The sequence below is a fragment of the Nonomuraea thailandensis genome, from assembly GCF_024172165.1.
Lineage (GTDB): Bacteria > Actinomycetota > Actinomycetes > Streptosporangiales > Streptosporangiaceae > Nonomuraea > Nonomuraea thailandensis.
The window spans coordinates 6,147,878-6,168,037 of record NZ_JAMZEB010000002.1 but is presented as its reverse complement, the minus strand read 5'-3'; the positions used below and the strand labels follow the sequence as shown (position 1 = coordinate 6,168,037).

Below are 20,160 nucleotides of genomic sequence, written 5' to 3'. Positions count from 1 at the left end.
CGCGCTTTACCGTCTATGTCAGACGGTCCCGGGAGGACAGGTCATGCGTCCCTTGTCACTGGCAGCAGCCCTCACCCTCGCGGCCACGGCCATGGCCGCCCCCATCTCGCGGCCCGCACCGCCCGCGCCCGCGCTCGCCGCCCCGCTCGCCGCCCCGCTCGCCGCGCCGCTCGCCGCCCCGGCCCCGCCGCCGGAGCAGGCGGCGGGCCAGGAGCCGCCCGGGGCCGCGCGGGGCGCGGGCCAGGAGCCGCCCGGGCCGGAGCCGACCCCGACCTATGAGCTGCCGTCCCCCGAGCACTCGCCCACCGGGGCGGCGCCGCCGAGCTCCACCGCGCAGGACCTGCCGCCCACCCCGGTGCGGGTCGCCGAGCCGATCGTGATCGCGTCGGCGGCCCTGCGCGTGGAGCTGGACCCGGCCTTCCCGCGCGTGCTGCGCTACACCGACCGGGCGAGCGGCGCCACGCTCGGCGGCGGCACCGCGGTGCCCGCCGTGGTGCTGAACGGGCAGCCCAGGGCCGCAGACGTGCGGCTGACCGGCAACGACGGCGCGACCGCCCGCTACCTGCTGGACCTCGGCGACGGGGTCGCCCTGCGGGCCGGCATCGGGGTCAGGGGCAGGGTGACGACGTTCGCGATCGACGAGGTGATCGACACCGAGGCGTTCCGGGTCGGCACCATCGACCTGCCCGGCCACGACCTGGTGTCCGTGTCGAGCACGCAACCGGGCGCGGCCACCGCGTTCACCCGCCTGGACCCGAACTCCACCCGCACCGCGGACGTCTTCGCCCGGGTCACCGCGGACACGGCGGCCGAGGAGACACCGGCCGGGGCGACGTACGCGATCGTGCACACCGACCGGCTGGCCGCCGCCGTCGAGACGAACTCCACCTACGACCGCCCGTCCGGCGCGACCGACAGGGACGCCGCCCGGCTCTGGCACCAGGCCAGGAAGGACCCGGACGGCACCGTGCGGGTGGGCGTGTGGAGCGGCCAGTGGACCCACCGCGCGAGCGGCTCGCCGTTCACCGAGGCGCGCCCGTGGGCCAAGGTCGTGCTCACGCCCGACGCCAACGGCGACGGCACGCTCGACTGGCAGGACGGCGCGATCGCGTTCAGGAGCATCGCGATCAAGGCGCTCGGCGCGGAGGAGACCAGGGACCGGGTGGTCACGCACATCCCGTTCAACTTCTCCAGCCAGGCCACGCACCCGTTCCTGCGCACGCTGGACGACGTCAAGCGCATCTCGCTGGCCACCGACGGGCTCGGGCAGCTCGCCCTGCTGAAGGGCTACCAGTCGGAGGGGCACGACTCCGCGCACCCCGACTACGGCGGCAACCACAACCGCCGCGCGGGCGGGCTGAAGGACCTCAACACCCTCCTGGAGGCGGGCAGGGCGTGGAACGCCACGTTCGGCGCGCACGTCAACGCCACCGAGGCCTACCCCGAGGCGAGGAGCTTCGACGAGCAACTCGTGAACAAGGACGCCGAGGGCTGGAACTGGCTCGACCAGGCGTACCTGATCGACCAGCGCGGCGACCTGACCAGAGGCACGCTGGCCGCGCGGCTGTCCCGGTTGCGCGAGGAGACGGACAGGAACCTCGCGGTGCTGTACGTGGACGTCTTCCGTCCCTTCGGCTGGGTCGCCGACCGCACGCTGGCCGAGCTGCGCGCGCAGGGCTGGCAGGTGACCACGGAGTGGTCGGACAAGCTGGAACGTTCGTCGCTGTGGGCGCACTGGGCCACCGACCTCGACTACGGCGGCGTCACCAACAAGGGGCTGAACTCGCAGATCATCCGGTTCGCGCGCAACCACGAGAAGGACGTCTGGAACGCCCACCCGATCCTGGGCAACGCCCGCATCGTCGAGTTCGAGGGCTGGACGGCGGAGAACGACTACACCGCCTTCTACCGCAACATCTGGGAGCACAACCTGCCGGTCAAGTTCCTCCAGCAGCAGCGGATCATGGACTGGAACGCCGACGAGATCGTGTTCACCGGCGGCGTGCGCGGCACCTACCGGGACGGCAGGCGCGAGCTGTTCGCCGGCGGGCGCAAGGTGCTCGACGGCGGCACGTACCTGCTGCCCTGGCACGGCAGGCTGTACCACTACAACCCGGCGGGCGGCGAGAGCACGTGGGAGGCCGACCGGCCGATGAGCGTGTACGAGCTCACCGACCAGGGCCGCGTCCCCGCCGGCACGGTCACCCCGTCGGGCGGGAAGATCACGCTGAGGGCCGAGGCGGGCGTGCCGTACGTGCTCTACCCCGGCCGGGCGCCCAGGCGGGCCGATCCCGGGTGGGGGCAGGGGAGCGGCCTGCGCGATCCGGGCTTCAACGGCGACCGGCTCGCCGGCTGGACCGTCAGCGGGCCTGTGAGCGTGGAGCGCAACGCGCTGGGCCACCGGGTGGCGCTGCTCGGCGCGGGCGCGCAGGCGCGCCTTGAGCAGCCGCTGAGAGGTCTGCGGCCGGGCCGCACCTACACCGCGTCCGCGTTCGTCGAGGTGGAGCCGGGCCGGACGCGCGCGACCACGCTGGAGGCGGGCGGGCAGTCGGTGACCGTGCCGCGGTCCACGGCCAGGAACCACATCGCCTCCGACGAGAAGCACGACACCTACTTCCAGCGGGTGAAGGTGACGTTCACGGCGTCCTCCCCGTCCTCGGCGCTGCGGATCACGGCCGCCGCGGCCGAGGGGGAGGTGCGGGTGGACGACGTGCGCGTCTTCGAGCGGGAGCCGGCGGGCGCGGTGGAGACGTTCGAGTCGGTGGAGCCCGGGTGGGGGCCGTTCGTGAAGGGGGACGCGGGCGGGTCGTTCGACGCGCGCACCCACCTGTCGGAGCGGCACGAGCCGTACACGCAGGCAGGCTGGAACGGCAAGACGGTGGACGACGTGCTGAACGGCGACTGGTCGCTGAAGGCGCACGAGGAGCGGCAGGGCCTGATCTACCGTACGGTGCCGCAGACCGCGCGGTTCGAGCCGGGGCACGCCTACGAGGTGTCGTTCGCCTACCAGAACGCGCTGGCCGGCGCCTACCAGTGGGTCACCGGTTACGACAAGGGCGGCGCGAGCGTGGAGACGCGCCGTACGCCGATCCCCGAGCGACGGGTCACCGCCCGGTTCGGCGAGCGGGTCGTGGCCGGGTGCGGCGACGTGTGGGTGGGGCTGCGCTCGCTCCAGCCGGAGCAGGCCGGGGCCGACTTCGTCCTCGACGACTTCGCCGTCACCGACCTCGGGCCCGTCCCCGGCGCGCAGGCGTGCGGGACGCTGGAGGTGAGGCCCGCCTCGCCGGCGTTCGAGCAGGGCGCCGTCAGCGAGGTCACCACCACCTTCACCAACCTCGAGGAGGTGGCGGTGCGGGACGTGGCCGTGCGGCTCGACGTGCCCGAGGGGTGGACGGCGGAGGGCGACGGCGGCGGCTCGGTGGAGCCCGGCGGGAAGCTGGCCACGACCTGGCGGGTCACGCCGCCCGCCGGCGCGCCGTACGGCACGTACGAGCTGGCCGCCACCGCCTCGTACACGGTCGGCGGCGCGGCCAGGACGCTGACCGGCTCGGCGTCCGTGCGCACGCTGCCGCCGCCGCCCTCGGCCGACGCGTACGCCAGTGACCTGGAGTGGGTGAGTGCGGACAACGGCTGGGGACCGGTGGAGCGCGACCGGTCCAACGGCGACATCGGCCCGGCCGACGGCGGGCCGATCGTCGTCGGCGGGCGGGCGTTCGACAAGGGGCTGGGCACGCATGCGCCCGCCAAAGTGCGTTTTTTCCTGGGCGGCCGGTGTACGGCGTTCACGGCTTTCGTCGGCGTTGACGACGTGCAGGCCACGCGGGGTTCCGTGGAGTTCGGCGTGGTGGCCGACGGGGTGGAGAAGGCGCGCAGCCCGGTGCTGCGGGCCGCCGACGCGGCGTACGAGCTGAGCGCCGACGTGACCGGCGCCCGGTACGCGGACCTCGTGGCCGGCGACGCGGGGGACGGCATCGGCAACGATCACGCGGACTGGGGCGAGGCCCGGTTCAGGTGCTCCTGAGCACGGCGTAGAGAGGGGACCAGCGGTTGTAGATGCCGGTGGGCACCAGGTAGACGTTCATGGCGACCTGCATGAGCAGCAGGAAGACGATGTACTGCGCGGTGTTGACCCCCGGCACCGCGTCGATCGGCAGGGCGTAGGCGATGACGATCCGCACCACGGCGTCCAGGAGCAGGCCGACGCCCCACATGACGCTCGCCACCCGCCAGATGCGCCGGAAGGCGGGCAGCCGCTCCCACAACACGTCCCAGGACTCGCGGTTGGGGCCGATCCGGCCTTCCAGGACGAACCGGGTGAACACGAATGCCAGCGGCCGCTCCCCGCGCGCGCTGACCAGGAACCACAACCCGCCGGCCGCCGTGAACCAGCCGTCCTTGGCCAGCAGGAGCCGCGGGTCGTCGACGAGGACGGACACGGCGGCGCTCGCCAGCATCATGGCCGTCATGTAGAGGCCCAGCCGGTCGGGCCTGCGGCGGCGTACCAGGTCGGAGACGACGCTGACGCCGGGCACGAACGAGCTGATCACGAACGCGGTGTGGGCCTCGACGCCGCTCGCGCGCAGGACGTAGTAGAGCGCCACGGTCAGGCCGACGTCCACGGCCAGCGTGAGGAGCCCTCTCGACCTGACGCTCATGCGCGGGTCGCCCTGGCGAACAGCGCGGCCAGCTCGTCGGCGTACTCGGCCAGGTCGGCGCCGGGGTCGGCCTCCAGCAGGAACGGCAGCCCGTCCAGCGACCGCTGGACCGTCATCGCCATCACCCGCGTGCTGAACGGCCCGAACTCGCCACTCTCCTGCCCCCACGCCAGCAGGCGCTCCAGGTGGGCCAGCTGAGACAGGTCCGTGGCCGCGTCCTGTGCCGCCGTGCCGCCCTCCGGGCGGAAGTTGAGGAAGATCTCCGTGGCCGCGCGCATCTCGGCGCGGCGGTCGCCGAGGTACTCCACCAGCGAGCGGATGTAGGTCTCCAGCGCGCCGGAGGCCGTCCGCTGAGCGCTGACGCGCTCGTGCATGAACCGGCTCAGATCCCCGTAGATGGTGGCGATGGCCTGGCCGATCAGCTCGTCCTTGCCGTCGAAGTGGTACGAGATCAGCCGCGTGCTGCTGAGCCCGGCCCGCTCGGCGATCCGGGCGAAGGACGCCTGGTGGTAGCCGAGCTCGGCGATGGTCTCGATGGTGGCGGCCACGATCTGCGCCCGCCGGGCGGAGCTCGTGACCGACTCATCTCGTTTTACTGGCATGAGTAATTTTTAACTTAGATGAGTAAATGAGGCAACCCTCCCAGCTCCAGAGCGGGAAACTCGCTTAGCTGACGCTTATCCGCGACGTGATGCGATGGGATCCGGGTACTGTGCGCATTCCGGCGCAGAGACAGAGGAGAACGCTTGTGGCCGCGTCACTACCGTCACCTTGGGCGAGATGGGCGATACCCTGGGTGACGACCGTCGCCCGCTTGGTTCTGGGCGGGGTGCTGATCGCGGCGGGTGCGCTCAAGATCGGCAATCCGGCCGACTCCGTCGTGGCGGTCAAGGCCTACCAGTTGCTGCCGGAATCGATCGCCGTCGCGGTGGGCTACGCCCTGCCGATCCTGGAGATCGTCGTCGGCGTGCTGCTGGTCGTCGGCCTGCTGACCAGGGTGGCCGCGGTGATCGCCGCGCTGCTCATGCTCGCGTTCGTGTTCGGCATCGGCTGGGCGTGGGCGAAGGGCCTGCGGATCGACTGCGGCTGCTTCGGCGGCGGGGGCCAGCTCGGAGCCGGGCAGGAGCCGACCTACCTGCTCGACATCCTGCGCGACTTCGGCCTCGTGCTGCTCGGCGCGTGGGTCGCGCGTTTCCCGCCGGGCCGCTTCGCGCTCGACGGGGCCCTCGGTCTCGGGGGCGATACTCATGATGAGGACGAGGGGGACGAGTGATGGGCAAGGGCGAGCGTACGAAGACGAAGTCGCAGTCGGCGCGCGACAAGATCAAGGCGCAGCAGGCCGCGCAGCGGGCCCGGGACAAGCGCCGCAAGACGGTGACGTACGTGACTGCGGGCGTCGTCGCGGTGGCCGCGGTCGGGCTCGGCTGGTGGTACGCCGCCAGCATCTCGCGCTCGGAGGAGGCCACCGGCGCCCTCGCCCCGATCACCGTGCAGGCCGACGGCACCGCCGTGATGGCGAAGGCCGGCGTCACCGCGCCGGTCGTCGACATCTACGAGGACTTCCAGTGCCCGGCCTGCAAGGAGCTGGAGCGCGTCAGCGGCCAGACCTTCAAGAACCTCGCCGCCGAGGGCAAGGCCAAGGTCGTCTTCCACCCGATCACGATCTTCTCCCAGGAGCCGACCAAGTCCAACTCCGTGCGCGCGGGCAACGCCGTCCGGTGCGTCGCCGACGGCAAGCAGTGGATGGCCATGCACGACCTGCTCTTCAAGAACCAGCCCTCGGAGAGCGAGGAGGGCTTCAAGGTCGACCAGCTCAAGCAGTGGGGCAAGGAGGCCGGGGTCACCTCGCCCGGCTTCGACCAGTGCGTCACGTCCAACAAGAACGCCGACGCGCAGCTCGCGTACAGCAAGAAGGTCAGCCAGGAGCAGAAGCTCGATCACACGCCGACAGTGAAATTGAACGGCACAGAAATAGACAATCAGGTACTGTTCAGCCCGGCGCAACTTCGCGATGAGATTACGGGGGCGGCCAAGTAGCCTCGCTTCCGCTACCCTCACCTGACATGCCCCTTGCCTCGATTCCCAGCCCTTCCCAAGGGGTCTGGTATCTCGGAATCATCCCGATCCGGGCTTATGCGCTATGCATCGTGCTCGGCGTCATCGTCGCGGTCTGGCTGAGCGAGCGCCGCTGGCGCGCCCGCGGTGGCCAGAAGGGGACGATCATTGACATCGCGGTCCCCGCGGTCATCTTCGGCCTGATCGGCGGCCGCCTCTACCACGTCATCACCGACTGGCAGACGTACTTCGGCAGCCGCGCGATCAAGGAGCCCATCCAGGCCCTGTACATCTGGGAGGGCGGCCTCGGCATCTGGGGCGCGATCGCGCTCGGCGGCGTCGGCGTCTGGTTCGCCGCGCGCAGGCGCGGACTGTCCATGACGGCTCTCGCCGACACGATCGCCCCCGGCATCGCCTTCGCGCAGGCCATCGGCCGCTGGGGCAACTGGTTCAACCAGGAGCTGTACGGCTCGCCGACCACGCTGCCGTGGGGCCTGGAGATCGACATCGACCACGGCGGCGAGCCCGGCGTTCTCTACCACCCGACGTTCCTGTACGAGTCGCTGTGGGACGTCGCGCTCGGCTTCGCGCTCATCTACGTGGGCCGCCGCCTCGCGCTGCACCACGGGCGGCTGTTCGCCCTCTACGTGGCCGGCTACACGCTCGGCCGCTTCTGGATCGAGGGGCTGCGCATCGACCCGGTCGGCGGCGTGGACCACGCGGTGGAGTTCCTCGGGCTGCGGATCAACCAGTGGACCTCGATCGTGCTGTTCATCGGCGCGCTGGTGTACTTCTGGGCGACCAGGAACAAGACGGGCGAGGAGATCGTCGTCTCACCGTCGGCGCACTACGAGCCCGGCGCGGAGTCCGCCGACCCGGCCCACGCCACCGGCCAGGCCGACCCCGGCACGGGCGAGTCCTCCACGGCCGACACGCCCGAGGCGCCGGAGAGCCGCGATTCCGAGCCTGACGCCGAGGCCGGCGAGACCCCGGCCGACGAGAGCCCGAAGGCGGAGACGACCGCCGGCGAGGCTCCGGAGGCCGGGACGACCGCCGAGGAGGCTCCGGAGGCCACGGACGACACGCCTTCGGCGGCCACCGGCGAGGATGACGACGACCGGGCGAAGCTTTCCGGCACCGAGCCCGTGACGAAGGAGAAGAACTCGCGATGAACGGTCGCGCGGAGGTCCACCACCGACATCGCGACGTCACCGGAGGCTGGTTGCGGCCCTCGGTGTTCGGCGCGATGGACGGCCTGGTGTCGAACTTCGCGCTCATCGCGGGCGTCGCCGGTGGCACCGCCAACACCAGGGTGATCGCGCTCAGCGGCGCCGCCGGGCTCGCCGCCGGAGCACTGTCCATGGCGGGCGGGGAGTACGTCTCGGTGGCCAGCCAGCGCGAGCTGGCCCAGGCCGAGATCGCCGTCGAACGGCACGCGCTGGCCCACCACCCCGAGGACGAGCGGGCGGAGCTGGCCCAGACCTTCGTCGACAAGGGCGTGACGCCCGGCCTGGCCGCCGAGGTGGCCAGGCAGATCTCCGCGCACCCCGAGCGGGCCCTGGAGGTCCACACCCGCAACGAGCTGGGCGTCGTCCCGGGGGATCTGCCGTCGCCGGTGCTGGCCGCGGTCTCGTCGTTCCTGTCGTTCGCGGTGGGGGCGGTGCTGCCGCTGATGCCGTACCTGTTCGGGGCTCAGGGGCTGGAGGTCTCGGCGGTGGTCTCGTCCGTGGCGCTGTTCGCGGCAGGGGCGCTCGTCTCCACCGTGACGGCGCGGAGCTGGTGGTACTCAGGGCTGCGCCAGCTCCTCGTGGGCGCCGTGGCGGCGGGCGTCACGTTCGCCCTCGGCAACCTGATCGGTGCGGCGGGGTTGTGATGGCTCGTCGCAGAGGCCCGTCCGGCTCCGGCGGCGGGCGGTCGAACGGCGACCGCTCGGGCCGCACCCGAGGCACCCGCTCCACCCCTGACACCCACACGCCGGACACCGACGGGCGGGGCACGCACGCTTCCGGCCCTCACGCCCCCGGCACTCACGGCCCCGGCACTCACGCCCCCGGCACTCACGCCCCCGGCACCGACGGGCGCGGCTTTCCGTCTCCGGCCGCCGACGGCTGGTCGGCCGGGGGTGGCGGCGACCGGCGAGGCCCCGGCACGGACGGTGGCGGCTGGGCGGCCGGCGGCACGGGCAGCGGTGGCTGGGCTGCTGCCGGTGGCGCGGACAGCGGTGGCTGGGCCGGCGGCTGGCAGGGCACTGGTGGTGGCTTGGCAGCGTCCGGCGCCGGCGGGCACGGCCGGCGTCCGTCCGGCACTGACGCCGGCGGTTGGCCCGTCGCTTCCGGCGGGGGAGTGGGCGGCACCGATGTCACCGGCTGGCCCGTCGTCGGTGCGCCCGGCGGCGGCCACGCCGCGGGAGGCACGGACGATGGCGGCTGGTCCGCGGCCCGCAACCGCTCTGCGGGCGGCACGGACGGCGGTGGCTGGTCCGCGGCCCGCAACCAGCCCGTGGGCGGCACGGACGGCGCCGGTTGGCCGGTGGCTTCAGGCGGGGGAGTGGGCGGCACCGATGTCACCGGCTGGCCCGTCGTCGGTGCGCCCGGCGGCGGTCACGTCGGGGGTGGTACGGATGGTGGCGGTTGGCCCGTGGCGGGCGCCCATGGTGGCGGCCAGGCTGCGGGTGGCACGGACGGTGGTGGCTGGCACGCGAGCGGCGATGGCCGGTCCGAGGGCGACGCGGAGGGGGGCAGGCGGTCGTCGGGGAGCCGCGGCGGCCGGAGGGCGTCCCGTTCGCGCGGCTCGCGATCCGCTGAACCGGTCAGCGGCGACCGGCAGGCCGCGGGCACGGACAGCAGCGGCCGGCCGGCCACGGGCGCGGACGGCATCATGTCCTCGTCAGGAGAGGACGACGGCACCTGGCTGCCGAGAGACCTGCCCCACGTACGCCCGGCGAGGAAGGTCCAGACCGGCGGACGCCCGGGGAACGATCGTCGCCGGAGCGCGGACGGTGGCGCCGACGTCGATGGGGGCGCAGGGCCCGACATGGCCGGATGGGGCGACGAGGCCCCGCAAGGCCGTGAGACCAGACGTGGCCACGAATCCGGAAGTGGTCGCGAAGCCGGAAGTGGTCGTGGGGCCGGAAGTGGTCGTGGGGCCGGAAGCGGTCGCGAAGCCGGAAGTGGTCGTGGGACCGGAAGCGGTCACGAAGCCGGAAGTGGTCGTCGGGCCGGAAGTGGTCTTGAGGCTGGAAGCGGCCCCGAGACCGGGGGTGGCGATGGAGCCGATCCGGCGGCGGCGGGCTCCCGGAAGCGGCGCCGTACCCCCCGCTCGGACTGGCAGCTTCCCCTGCTCACCGACTGGGGCTTCCGGCCGGAGCAGCAGCGGCTGATGGTCATCATCGCCACGGTCATCGCCGTGCTGGCAGGCGGAACGGGTCTGGTGGTGGCCATCACCAGCCTGGGCACGTACAAGCCGCAACAGCAGACCAGCGGCGCAGTGCTCGGCCCCGACGCGGCCGTGCCGCAGGTGTTCCACGGGTGGGGCTCGCCGAAGCTGTTCGAACCCCTCGGCGAACGGAGCAAGGACGGGAAGGCACTGACCGAGAAGGAAGTGTTCAGCGAGGGCGAGCTCGCCGTCACCAAGAAGCTCAAGCTCAAGCTCGTCGCCAAAGAGCTCGACGCCGACTGCTCGGCCGCGCTGTGGGGCGGCACCCTCCTCCAGCGGGTCTCGGACGCGGGATGCACCCAGGCCGCCCGCGGCCTGTACGCCAGCTCCGACGGCCGGTACGTCGGCCAGTACACGCTACTCAACCTCAAGGACGGCACGTCGGCCGCCGAGCTGGTCGAATCCTTGAAGACCCTTTACCGCGGCGGCTGGGCACTCCCCCTGACCTCCGCCAAGGCGTCCTTCCCCGGAGGCGGCTACTCCGAGGCGGGCGGCTACGCGCTGGGCCACTACGTCGGGCTGGTGTGGATCGGCAAGGTGGACGGCACGGAGCCCACCACCAAGGACGACTTCGTCTCCCTCACCCTGGCCCTGCGCGGGGCGGAGAAAGCCGTCTACCGGCGCGTCGTCGCGATCACGGGATCGGCCTCCTGATGGCCCGTACCGGCCCCGGCCCGGCTTCCTCGGACGACCCCACCTCGGCCCGCGACACACTTTCCGGAGCCTCCGCCTCGGCACAGGGCAGCCCTTCCGACGGCGCCACGCCCGCACAAGGCATGGCCTCCGGCGGCCCCGCGCCGGCAGCAGGCAGGGCTTCCAGCGCGGCGGGCGGGCCTCCCGGCGCCCCCGGGTCAGCACGCGGCAGGGCTTCCGGCGGTCCCTCGTCAGCACGGGACACACCCTCCAGAGGTGCTGCGTCGGCACAAGGCAGAGCTTCGGGCGGCCCCGGTCCGGCACCGGAACCGACCTCCAGCGACCCGTGGGACGAGGATCGTAACGATCGCCCCAAAACCAGGCTGCTCGTCATCGCCGCAGCCGTCGTCGTCGCAGCGGCCGTCGGCGTCGGCGGATGGTTGTGGCTGGGCCGCGAGCAGCCCCGCCCCGCCACCTTCCACGCCGAGCCCACCTCCGCCTTCTACGCCGCCATCGACACCCGCCAGAACGACGCCGCCCCGCTGACCCTCCAGGAGGTCTTCACCGCGGACGGCAAGACCCTGGGCAAGATGAGCCTGGCCGCGACCCGCGAGTTCACCGACTGCGACGAGGCCCTCTGGGGCGTCACGGCGTCCGGGTGCACGCAGGCGCTCCAGGCCACGTACGAGGGCGGGTCCATGTCCGGCCAGTTCGTCATCTTCAACCTCGCCGACGGGCGCGCCGCCGACGCGCTGGTGGCGGCGCTGCGCAAGAACGGGTTCGTACGGCAGGGCATCGCGTTCGAGGCCACCGGCAGCCGGGCGCAGGCTCGCGCGATGGGGCACTACGTGACGGTGAGCTGGGTCGGCGGCACGGCCTCCGCGCAGGACCTGGTCACGACCCTCGTCGCCCTCGACGGCCTCGGCCGCGTGGTCCAGGGCCGCATCATCGCCGCCATCTGACCCCGCCCGGCCCTGGGCCGTCCCGCTACGGGAAACGAGGCGCCGCCAGCGAGGCCCGCTGGACGCGGTTTCGGTGTTGTGGATGGGGTGCTGGACGCCTCTGCGGGTGTGGCGGCGGGATGTGGATGGGGCGCTGGACGCGCCTGCGGGGGTTGCGGCGGTAGTGAGCGGGTCCGCCGGCCAGAGGCTCAGGCCCCGTTGGAGGAGGCGGAGACTCCAGGCGGAGGCGGTGACGTGCCTTCGGCCGGTGATGTGACAGGGGTGTCCGGTGCGGGCTCCGGGTCAGGGGGTGGTGCCGGTCAGGGCCCTGACCGTGATGGTGACCGCGTCGCGGAGGGCGGACAGGCGGTGGAGGGGGGCCTCCAGCGGGGTCAGGTCGTCGGACCAGTCGGCCGCCTCCCGGATCAGGGTGCGGGCCTCGTTCTTGGTCAGCGTCGTGCCCTGCGCCCTGGCCAGCGCGATGAGGGCCTCACGCCACGTGTTCGCCAGCTTGGCGTGGCCGTTGTCCAGGATCCGGCGCAGCACCGTGTCGACGTCGCCCTCGGGCTGCGGCCGGCGGACGACGTCCAGGACGCCCTCGCCCGCCGCGTCGAGCACGTACACGGGCGACAGTGCCGCAGGCAGGCGCGGCGGGAGGCCCGAGCCCACGACACGGAGGTGTGCGGCGCGGGAGGCCAGCAGGAGGCGGGGGAGTGCGGCCTCCAGGCCGGCCGGGACGGCCACGGCCACCCGGGCGGGCGCGGCGGCGTACGGCTTGGCGAGCCAGGTCGAGAGCTTGACCCGAGGCTGGGCCAGGGACTTGGGCCAGTCGCCCACCAGAAGCTCGGCCTCGAACCCCGCCAACGCCGTCGGGGCCGCATGAGGGCCTGTGACCCCCGGCTGAGCCGTCGCGGGCGCGGACACCGCCTCACCGGCCTCTGCCTGCGAGGCCCCTGCCGGCGTGCTCGTGGCAGCGCCCTGTGCCTGCCCGGCTCCTGCCTTCGTCCTGGCGTTCGCGGGCACCGCCGTGGCGGCCTCGCCTCTCGAAGCCCCGGTGCTCTCCACGGCCTGCGGGCCCTGGGTGTAGATGGCGGTGGTCTGGCGGCTCAGGCGGGACTGGACGGCCGGGCGGGTCTTGGTGGTGGGGCGGAGGATGTACAGGTCGGCGGCGGAGCCGATGGCTTCTGCTCCGAAATACCGGTTGAAGTCGGGGTAGATCGCTTCGTACGTGAGGTTGAGCTCCGCCAGCTCCTGCTGCACCTTGAAGGCCAGCAGCGGCGTACGCTCACTGGCCCCGTACGCCAGCAGCACCCGCCCCCCGTCCTTCAGCCCCTCGACGGCGCGGGCCACGAACAGGCCCGTGCCCTCCGGCGTGTACGGCGGGTCGGTGAGGGCCAGGTCGTGATCCCTGGCCGACTGGGGGAGGCCGAGGCGCAGGTCGGCCCAGCGGGTGCGGACGCCGAGCCGCTGCTCGTCGAGGTAGGCCAGGATGCGCTCGTCGACGTCGACCACGGTCACGTCGGTCTCGGGGTGCACGAGCTTGACCGCCAGGGAGGTCAGGTCGTGGTCGCCCACGCAGAGCAGGCGCGCCCCCGGCAGCCAGAAGCGGGCCCCGAGCAGCAGCGCCCGGCGCAGCACCGTCTCCGGCGTGGCCGAGACGTGGTCGAGCACGTGGCGGGCGCGCGGGGCCTTGGCGATGAGCGTGGTGAGCCGGTCGAGAGCGGGGCCGTAGTGGGGCAGGAGGTGCGCCACCGGGTCCTCGGGGGGCGGGGCGACGGCGATGAGCTGCTGGTAGGCGGGCGTGTCGGCGAGCGGGACGCGGAAGCGGTCGCCGTCGTGCTCCAGCACCAGCTCGCGCAGCAGGGCCTCGACGGTGCGCCGGGACGTGGCCGTATCCCTGACCAGATCCGCCAGGGACCACCACTGGCCGTCGCACACGAGGGCGAGGGCGTGCCTCAGCCGCCTGCTGTCGGCCCCGGCCTCGGTGAGCAGGCGCTCGACCCCGTCACGCTCCATGACCCAAACCCTATCGGCTCGCGGGCACTCGCTCCCCCTGGCGGAAATCGCTGCGCCGCACGGGAATTTCGGTGGTCAGGCTCAGGGTTTGGGATAGGGAGTTCGGATGTCGAGATGGGCGCGAAAGTTCGTAATGCGGACGCGGCGGGCACCATTCCGGCAGGGTGAGGTAACCTCTACCCACGATATGCAGCAGGGCCAACGTCGTCCCTCGCCTGTGAAGCAGTTCTAGACAGACGAAGACGACGGGAGGGATTCAATGCCTGCTGCCCACCTCGGGTTCCCCGAGCCCCAGGGCCTGTACCACCCCGCCAACGAGCACGATGCCTGCGGTGTCGCCATGGTTGCCGACGTCGCCGGGCGCCGTGATCACGGCATCGTGGTCAAGGCGCTGACGGCGCTGTGCAATCTTGATCACCGGGGGGCCAAGGGTAGCGAGCCGGACACCGGCGACGGAGCCGGGATCCTGACGCAGATCCCCGATGGGTTCTACCGGGCGGTCGTGCCGTTCACGCTGCCCGAGGCCGGCGCGTACGCCGCCGGCATCGCCTTCCTGCCCTTCGACGGCGAGGCCAGGGCCACGGCCGTGCGCCTGATCGAGGAGATCGCGGCCGAGGAGGGCCTGACCGTGCTCGGCTGGCGCGACACGCCGGTCGACCGGGAGCTGCCGGGGCCGAGCGCCCGGGCGGTCATGCCGCACTTCGCCCAGCTCTTCGTGTCCGACCCCGAGGGGCGCACGGGGCTGGAGCTGGACCGGCTCGCCTTCTGCCTGCGCAAGCGGGCCGAGCACGAGGCCGACGTGTACTTCCCCTCGCTGTCGTCCCGGACGGTCGTCTACAAGGGCATGCTCACGCCCGACCAGGTCGAGCCCTTCTTCCCCGACCTGAGCGACGAGCGTTACGAGAGCGCGATCGCGCTGGTGCACTCGCGTTTCTCCACCAACACCTTCCCGAGCTGGCCGCTGGCCCACCCGTACCGGTACATCGCCCACAACGGCGAGATCAACACGGTCAAGGGCAACCGCAACTGGATGCGCGCCCGCGAGGCGATGCTGGCCTCCGCCCACATTCCGGGCGATATTTCGCGACTTTTCCCCATCTGTGACCCGGATGGCAGCGACACCGCGAGCTTCGACGAGGCCCTGGAGCTCCTGCACATCGGCGGCCGGAGCCTGCCGCACGCCGTCCTCATGATGATCCCCGAGGCGTGGGAGAACCACACCGAGATGGATCCGGCGCGCCGGGCCTTCTACGAGTTCCACTCCACGATGATGGAGGCCTGGGACGGCCCCGCCTCGATCACGTTCACCGACGGCACCCTGGCCGGCGCCGTGCTCGACCGCAACGGCCTGCGCCCCGGCCGCTTCTGGGTGACCGCCGACGGCCTGGTCGTGCTCGCCTCCGAGGCCGGCGTGCTGGACATCGAGCCTGAGGACGTCGTCCGCAAGGGCCGCCTCCAGCCGGGCCGCATGTTCCTCATCGACACCGCCCGCGGCAAGATCATCGAGGACGACGAGATCAAGGCCGAGCTCGCCGCCGAGCTCCCTTACTCCGAGTGGCTGCACGCCGGTCTCGTCCGCTTCGAGGAGCTGCCCACCCGCCGGCGCGAGATCCCCACCCACGAGGCGCTGGTCAAGCGGCAGCAGACCTTCGGCTACACCGAGGAAGAGCTGCGCATCATCCTGTCGCCGATGGCCAAGACCGGCATCGAGCCGATCGGCTCCATGGGCACCGACACCCCCGTCGCCGTGCTGAGCGAGAAGCCGCGGCTGCTGTTCGACTACTTCACGCAGCTGTTCGCGCAGGTCACGAACCCGCCGCTGGACGCCATCCGTGAAGAGCTGGTGACCTCCCTGGCCAGCACCATCGGCCCGGAGGGCAACCTGCTGGACCCCGGGCCCAGCTCCTGCCGCCAGCTCGTGCTGCCGTACCCGGTGATCGACAACGACGAGCTCGCCAAGATCATCCACATCAACGACGAGCACGACCTGCCGGGCTTCCACCCGTACGTCATCAGCGGCCTGTACGAGGTCGCCGGCGGCGGCCAGGCGCTGCTGCGGCGGCTGGAGGAGATCAGGGCCGAGGCGTCCAAGGCGATCGCCGACGGCGCGCGCATCCTCGTGCTGTCCGACCGCGGCTCCTCCGACGCGCTCGCGCCGATCCCGGCGCTGCTGTTGACCGGCGCGGTGCACCACCACCTGATCCAGGAGAAGACCCGCACCAAGATCGGCCTGGTCATCGAGACCGCCGAGGCCCGCGAGTGCCACCACATGGCGCTGCTGATCGGCTACGGCGCCGGGGCGATCAACCCGTACCTGGCGATCGAGACCATCGAGGACCTCGTCGACACCGGCGCGCTGGAGCTCGACAAGCACAAGGCCGTCCGCAACCTGATCAAGGCGTACGGCAAGGGCGTCATCAAGGTCATGTCCAAGATGGGCGTGTCCACGGTCGCCTCCTACACCGGCGCGCAGATCTTCGAGGCGCTCGGCCTGAGCCAGGAGGTCATCGACTCCTGCTTCACCGGCACCACCTCGCGCCTCGGCGGCGTCGGCTTCGACGTGCTGGCCGAGGAGGTCGCGCAGCGTCACCGCCACGCCTACCCGCGGGTGGAGAACGCCCACCGCAGGCTCCAGGTCGGCGGCGAGTACCAGTGGCGGCGCGAGGGTGAGCCGCACCTGTTCAACCCCGAGACCGTCTTCAAGCTGCAGCACGCCACCAGGACCCGCCGCTACGAGATCTTCAAGGAGTACACGAACCTCGTGGACTCCCAGGCGGAGCGGCTGATGACCCTGCGCGGCCTGTTCAAGCTGCGCAAGGGCAACCCGATCCCCATCGAGGAGGTCGAGCCCGTCTCGGAGATCGTCAAGCGGTTCTCCACGGGCGCGATGTCGTACGGCTCCATCTCGATGGAGGCGCACGAGACGCTCGCCATCGCGATGAACCGGCTCGGCGGCAAGTCCAACACCGGCGAGGGCGGCGAGGACCCCGAGCGCCTGTACGACCCGGCCCGCCGGTCGGCGATCAAGCAGGTGGCCTCCGGCCGGTTCGGCGTCACCTCCGAGTACCTGGTCAACGCCGACGACCTGCAGATCAAGATGGCCCAGGGCGCCAAGCCCGGCGAGGGCGGCCAGCTGCCCGGCCACAAGGTCTACCCGTGGATCGCCAAGACCAGGCACTCCACGCCCGGCGTCGGCCTCATCTCGCCGCCGCCGCACCACGACATCTACTCGATCGAGGACCTGGCCCAGCTCATCCACGACCTGAAGAACTCCAACCCGGAGGCCAGGGTCCACGTGAAGCTGGTCGCCGAGGTCGGGGTCGGCACGGTCGCGGCCGGCGTGTCCAAGGCGCACGCCGACGTGGTGCTCATCTCCGGCCACGACGGCGGCACCGGCGCCTCGCCGCTGACGTCCCTCAAGCACGCGGGCGCCCCGTGGGAGCTCGGCCTGGCCGAGACCCAGCAGACGCTGCTGCTGAACGACCTGCGCGACCGCATCGTCGTCCAGGTGGACGGCCAGCTCAAGACCGGCCGCGACGTCGTCATCGCCGCGCTGCTGGGCGCCGAGGAGTACGGCTTCGCCACCGCTCCGCTGGTCGTCTCCGGCTGCGTGATGATGCGCGTCTGCCACCTCGACACCTGCCCGGTCGGCGTGGCCACGCAGAACCCCGAGCTGCGCAAGCGCTTCACCGGCAAGCCCGAGTTCGTGGTCAACTTCTTCGAGTTCATCGCCGAGGAGATCCGCGAGTACCTCGCCGAGCTGGGCTTCCGCTCGCTCGACGAGGCGATCGGGCACGCCGAGCTGCTCGACATGACGGCGGCCGAGGACCACTGGAAGGCCAGCGGCCTGGACCTGTCGCCGATCCTGCACCAGCCGGAGCTGCCCGCGGGCACCCCGCTGCGCCGCACGGTCGAGCAGGACCACGGGCTGCAGCACGCGCTGGACAACACGCTCATCCAGCTCGCCGAGGGCGCCATCGCCGACGGCACCCCGGTCACGCTGGAGCTGCCCATCCGCAACGTGAACCGCACGGTCGGCACCATGCTCGGCTACCAGGTCACCAAGCGGCACGGCGGCAAGGGCCTGCCCGACAACACGATCGACATCTCCTTCACCGGCTCGGCGGGCAACTCGTTCGGCGCGTTCGTGCCGCGCGGGATCACGCTGCGGCTGACCGGCGACGCCAACGACTACCTCGGCAAGGGCCTGTCCGGCGGGCGGATCACCGTCCGGCCGCACGACGAGGCCCCGCTCGACGGCCACATCATCGCCGGCAACGTCGCCCTGTACGGGGCCACGTCGGGCGAGGTGTTCGTCCGCGGCGTCGTGGGCGAGCGGTTCTGCGTGCGCAACTCCGGCGCCACGGCGGTCGTGGAGGGCGTGGGCGACCACGGCTGCGAGTACATGACCGGCGGCAAGGTCGTGGTGCTCGGCCAGACCGGGCGCAACTTCGCGGCCGGCATGTCGGGCGGCGTCGCGTACCTGCTGGACCTCGCGCCCGAGCGGGTCAACCGCGAGATGGTCGCCATCGAGGCGCTCACCGAGCAGGACGCCGAGTTCCTCAAGGAGACCGTCGAGAAGCACTTCGCGGAGACCGGCTCGCCGGTCGCCAAGGCGCTGCTGGCCGACTGGGACGCGGCGCTCACCAGGTTCGGCAAGATCATGCCGACCGACTACAAGAGGGTGCTGGAGGCCGCCGAGGCCGCCCGCATCGAAGGCCGGGACATCGACGAGGCCGTCATGGCGGCCGCGGTCAAGGGATAAGGGGGCGTACCGAATGGCTGACCCGAAGGGTTTTCTCACGCACGACCGGGAGCTGCCGGCGCGCCGCCCCGTGGACGTCCGGATCAGCGACTGGCGCGAGGTCTACCAGGACTTCTCGCAGGAGAAGCTGACCAAGCAGGCGGCCCGCTGCATGGACTGCGGCATCCCGTTCTGCCACAACGGCTGCCCGCTGGGTAACCTCATCCCCGAGTGGAACGACCTCGTCTACCGCACCGACTGGCGCGAGGCGATCGAGCGGCTGCACGCCACCAACAACTTCCCGGAGTTCACCGGCAGGCTCTGCCCGGCTCCGTGTGAGGCGGCGTGCGTGCTCGGCATCAACTCCGATCCCGTGGCGATCAAGCGGGTCGAGGTCGAGATCATCGACCGCGCGTTCGCCGAGGGCTGGGTGACCCCGCAGCCGCCGGCCGTCAGGACCGGCAAGAAGGTCGCGGTCGTCGGCTCGGGCCCCGCCGGGCTCGCCGCAGCCCAGCAGCTCACCCGGGCCGGCCACGACGTGGTCGTGTTCGAGCGGGCCGACCGCATCGGCGGGCTGCTGCGCTACGGCATCCCCGAGTTCAAGATGGAGAAGCGGCACATCGAGCGCCGCCTGGAGCAGATGCGGGCCGAGGGCACCGAGTTCCGCACCGGCGTGAACGTCGGCGTCGACATCACGGCCGCCGAGCTGCGCGAGCAGTTCGACGCCGTGGTGCTGTCCGGCGGCGCCACCCAGTGGCGCGACCTGACGGTGGCCGGGCGCGAGCTCAAGGGCATCTACCAGGCGATGGAGTACCTGCCGCTGTCCAACAAGGTCCAGGAGGGCGACTTCGAGGTCTCGCCCATCTCGGCCGAGGGCAAGCACGTCGTCGTCATCGGCGGCGGCGACACCGGCGCCGACTGCATCGGCACCGCGGTCCGGCAGGGCGCGGCGTCCGTCACCCAGCTCGAGATCATGCCCCAGCCGCCGCGCAGCCGGCCCGGCAGCCAGCCGTGGCCGACGTTTCCCATCCTGTTCAAGACGGAGAGCGCCCACGAGGAGCTGGAGGACGGCGGCGGGCAGCGCGTCTACGCCGTCTCCACCACCGAGTTCGTCGGCGACGCGGACGGCAACGTGCGCGCGCTGCGGCTGGTCGAGGTCGAGGGGCCGCAGAGCGGCTTCAAGCCGATCGCGGGCACCGAGCGGGAGATCCCGGCCGAGCTGGTCACGCTGTCCATGGGCTTCGTCGGGCCGGAGAAGGGCTCGCTGCTGCAGGACCTGGCCGAGGTCGGCGGTGACGGCTTCTTCGACGCCAGGGGGAACGTGGCGCGCGACAAGACCTACATGTCCAAGGTGGACGGGGTCTTCGTGGCGGGCGACATGGGGCGCGGGCAGTCGCTGATCGTGTGGGCGATCGCCGAGGGGCGCGCCGCCGCCTCCGGCGTCGACCGCTTCCTCACCGGCGACACCGCCCTTCCCTACCCGATCCTTCCCACTGCTCGTCCGCTCGTCTGATGTGCTGGACGGCCCGGTCCCGCGGGGTCGGGCCGTCCTGCGTCCTTCATCGGTCACGGCAGGCCGGCGTCACCGCCACCCGCCGCACGTGGCCGAGGGCCTCCAGGAAGACGCCCGCTGAACCCGCACGTGGCCGGCCGCCGTCACGCGCGCTCTCTTGACCGTCCG

13 protein-coding genes are annotated in these 20,160 nt (G+C 72.1%); 9 read left to right on the top strand and 4 right to left on the bottom strand.

The genetic code is table 11. The annotated features are described in order from the left end of the window. Window positions 1-43 precede the first annotated feature (43 nt). Window positions 44-4,021, top strand: a complete 3,978-nt coding sequence (locus HD597_RS31790; protein WP_253746837.1) for an endo-alpha-N-acetylgalactosaminidase family protein — start codon at window positions 44-46, stop codon at window positions 4,019-4,021. On the opposite strand, the gene HD597_RS31785 is transcribed toward HD597_RS31790, so the two are convergent. Next, window positions 4,008-4,655 (bottom strand): VC0807 family protein, encoded by a 648-nt coding sequence (locus HD597_RS31785; protein WP_253746836.1) that lies wholly within the window; start codon window positions 4,653-4,655, stop codon window positions 4,008-4,010. The two genes, HD597_RS31790 and HD597_RS31785, sit on opposite strands and share 14 nt — an antisense overlap. Further along, a complete protein-coding gene (locus HD597_RS31780) occupies window positions 4,652-5,257 on the bottom strand; it encodes a TetR/AcrR family transcriptional regulator (RefSeq protein WP_253746835.1) in 606 nt (201 codons plus the stop codon). The genes HD597_RS31785 and HD597_RS31780 overlap by 4 nt, the downstream gene beginning before the upstream one ends. A 194-nt stretch (window positions 5,258-5,451) precedes the next feature. Between HD597_RS31780 and HD597_RS31775 the strand changes: the two genes are divergently transcribed. The 4 genes from HD597_RS31775 to HD597_RS31760 all read left to right on the top strand — a co-directional run bounded on the left by HD597_RS31775 (window position 5,452) and on the right by HD597_RS31760 (window position 8,583). Next, entirely contained in the window at window positions 5,452-5,928 is a 477-nt protein-coding gene (locus HD597_RS31775) for a MauE/DoxX family redox-associated membrane protein (RefSeq protein ID WP_253746834.1), read from the top strand. After that, window positions 5,928-6,692: a DsbA family protein gene (locus HD597_RS31770; protein ID WP_253746833.1), complete on the top strand. Its 765-nt coding sequence runs from the start codon at window positions 5,928-5,930 to the stop codon at window positions 6,690-6,692. The genes HD597_RS31775 and HD597_RS31770 overlap by 1 nt, the downstream gene beginning before the upstream one ends. Window positions 6,693-6,802: 110 nt before the next feature. After that, window positions 6,803-7,882, top strand: a complete 1,080-nt coding sequence (gene lgt, locus HD597_RS31765; protein ID WP_372513422.1) for a prolipoprotein diacylglyceryl transferase — start codon at window positions 6,803-6,805, stop codon at window positions 7,880-7,882. Next, window positions 7,879-8,583 carry a VIT1/CCC1 transporter family protein gene (locus HD597_RS31760; RefSeq protein WP_253746831.1) on the top strand — a complete coding sequence of 235 codons (705 nt, stop codon included), beginning with the start codon at window positions 7,879-7,881 and terminating at the stop codon, window positions 8,581-8,583. Before lgt ends, HD597_RS31760 begins: the two co-directional genes overlap by 4 nt. Window positions 8,584-9,245: 662 nt before the next feature. Here HD597_RS31760 and HD597_RS31755 read toward each other — a convergent pair. Beyond that, window positions 9,246-9,407, bottom strand: a complete 162-nt coding sequence (locus HD597_RS31755) for a hypothetical protein (protein ID WP_253760010.1) — start codon at window positions 9,405-9,407, stop codon at window positions 9,246-9,248. Window positions 9,408-10,088: 681 nt separating this feature from the next. Between HD597_RS31755 and HD597_RS31750 the strand changes: the two genes are divergently transcribed. Then, complete coding sequence (locus HD597_RS31750) at window positions 10,089-10,799, top strand: hypothetical protein (protein WP_253746830.1); 711 nt, start codon at window positions 10,089-10,091, stop codon at window positions 10,797-10,799. 419 nt (window positions 10,800-11,218) lie between these two features. Further along, window positions 11,219-11,740 carry a hypothetical protein gene (locus HD597_RS31745; RefSeq protein WP_253746829.1) on the top strand — a complete coding sequence of 174 codons (522 nt, stop codon included), beginning with the start codon at window positions 11,219-11,221 and terminating at the stop codon, window positions 11,738-11,740. Window positions 11,741-12,022: 282 nt separating this feature from the next. Here the strand turns inward: HD597_RS31745 and HD597_RS31740 are convergent, their stop codons facing one another. Then, a complete protein-coding gene (locus HD597_RS31740; RefSeq protein ID WP_253746828.1) occupies window positions 12,023-13,735 on the bottom strand; it encodes a bis-aminopropyl spermidine synthase family protein in 1,713 nt (570 codons plus the stop codon). 259 nt (window positions 13,736-13,994) lie between these two features. Here HD597_RS31740 and gltB point away from each other — a divergent pair, with 259 nt between their 5' ends. Both gltB and HD597_RS31730 read left to right on the top strand, forming a co-directional pair. Next, a complete protein-coding gene (gene gltB, locus HD597_RS31735; RefSeq protein WP_253746827.1) occupies window positions 13,995-18,500 on the top strand; it encodes a glutamate synthase large subunit in 4,506 nt (1,501 codons plus the stop codon). A 13-nt stretch (window positions 18,501-18,513) separates the two neighbouring features. Beyond that, window positions 18,514-19,992 (top strand): glutamate synthase subunit beta, encoded by a 1,479-nt coding sequence (locus HD597_RS31730; RefSeq protein ID WP_253746826.1) that lies wholly within the window; start codon window positions 18,514-18,516, stop codon window positions 19,990-19,992. The last annotated feature ends 168 nt before the right edge of the window (window positions 19,993-20,160 follow it).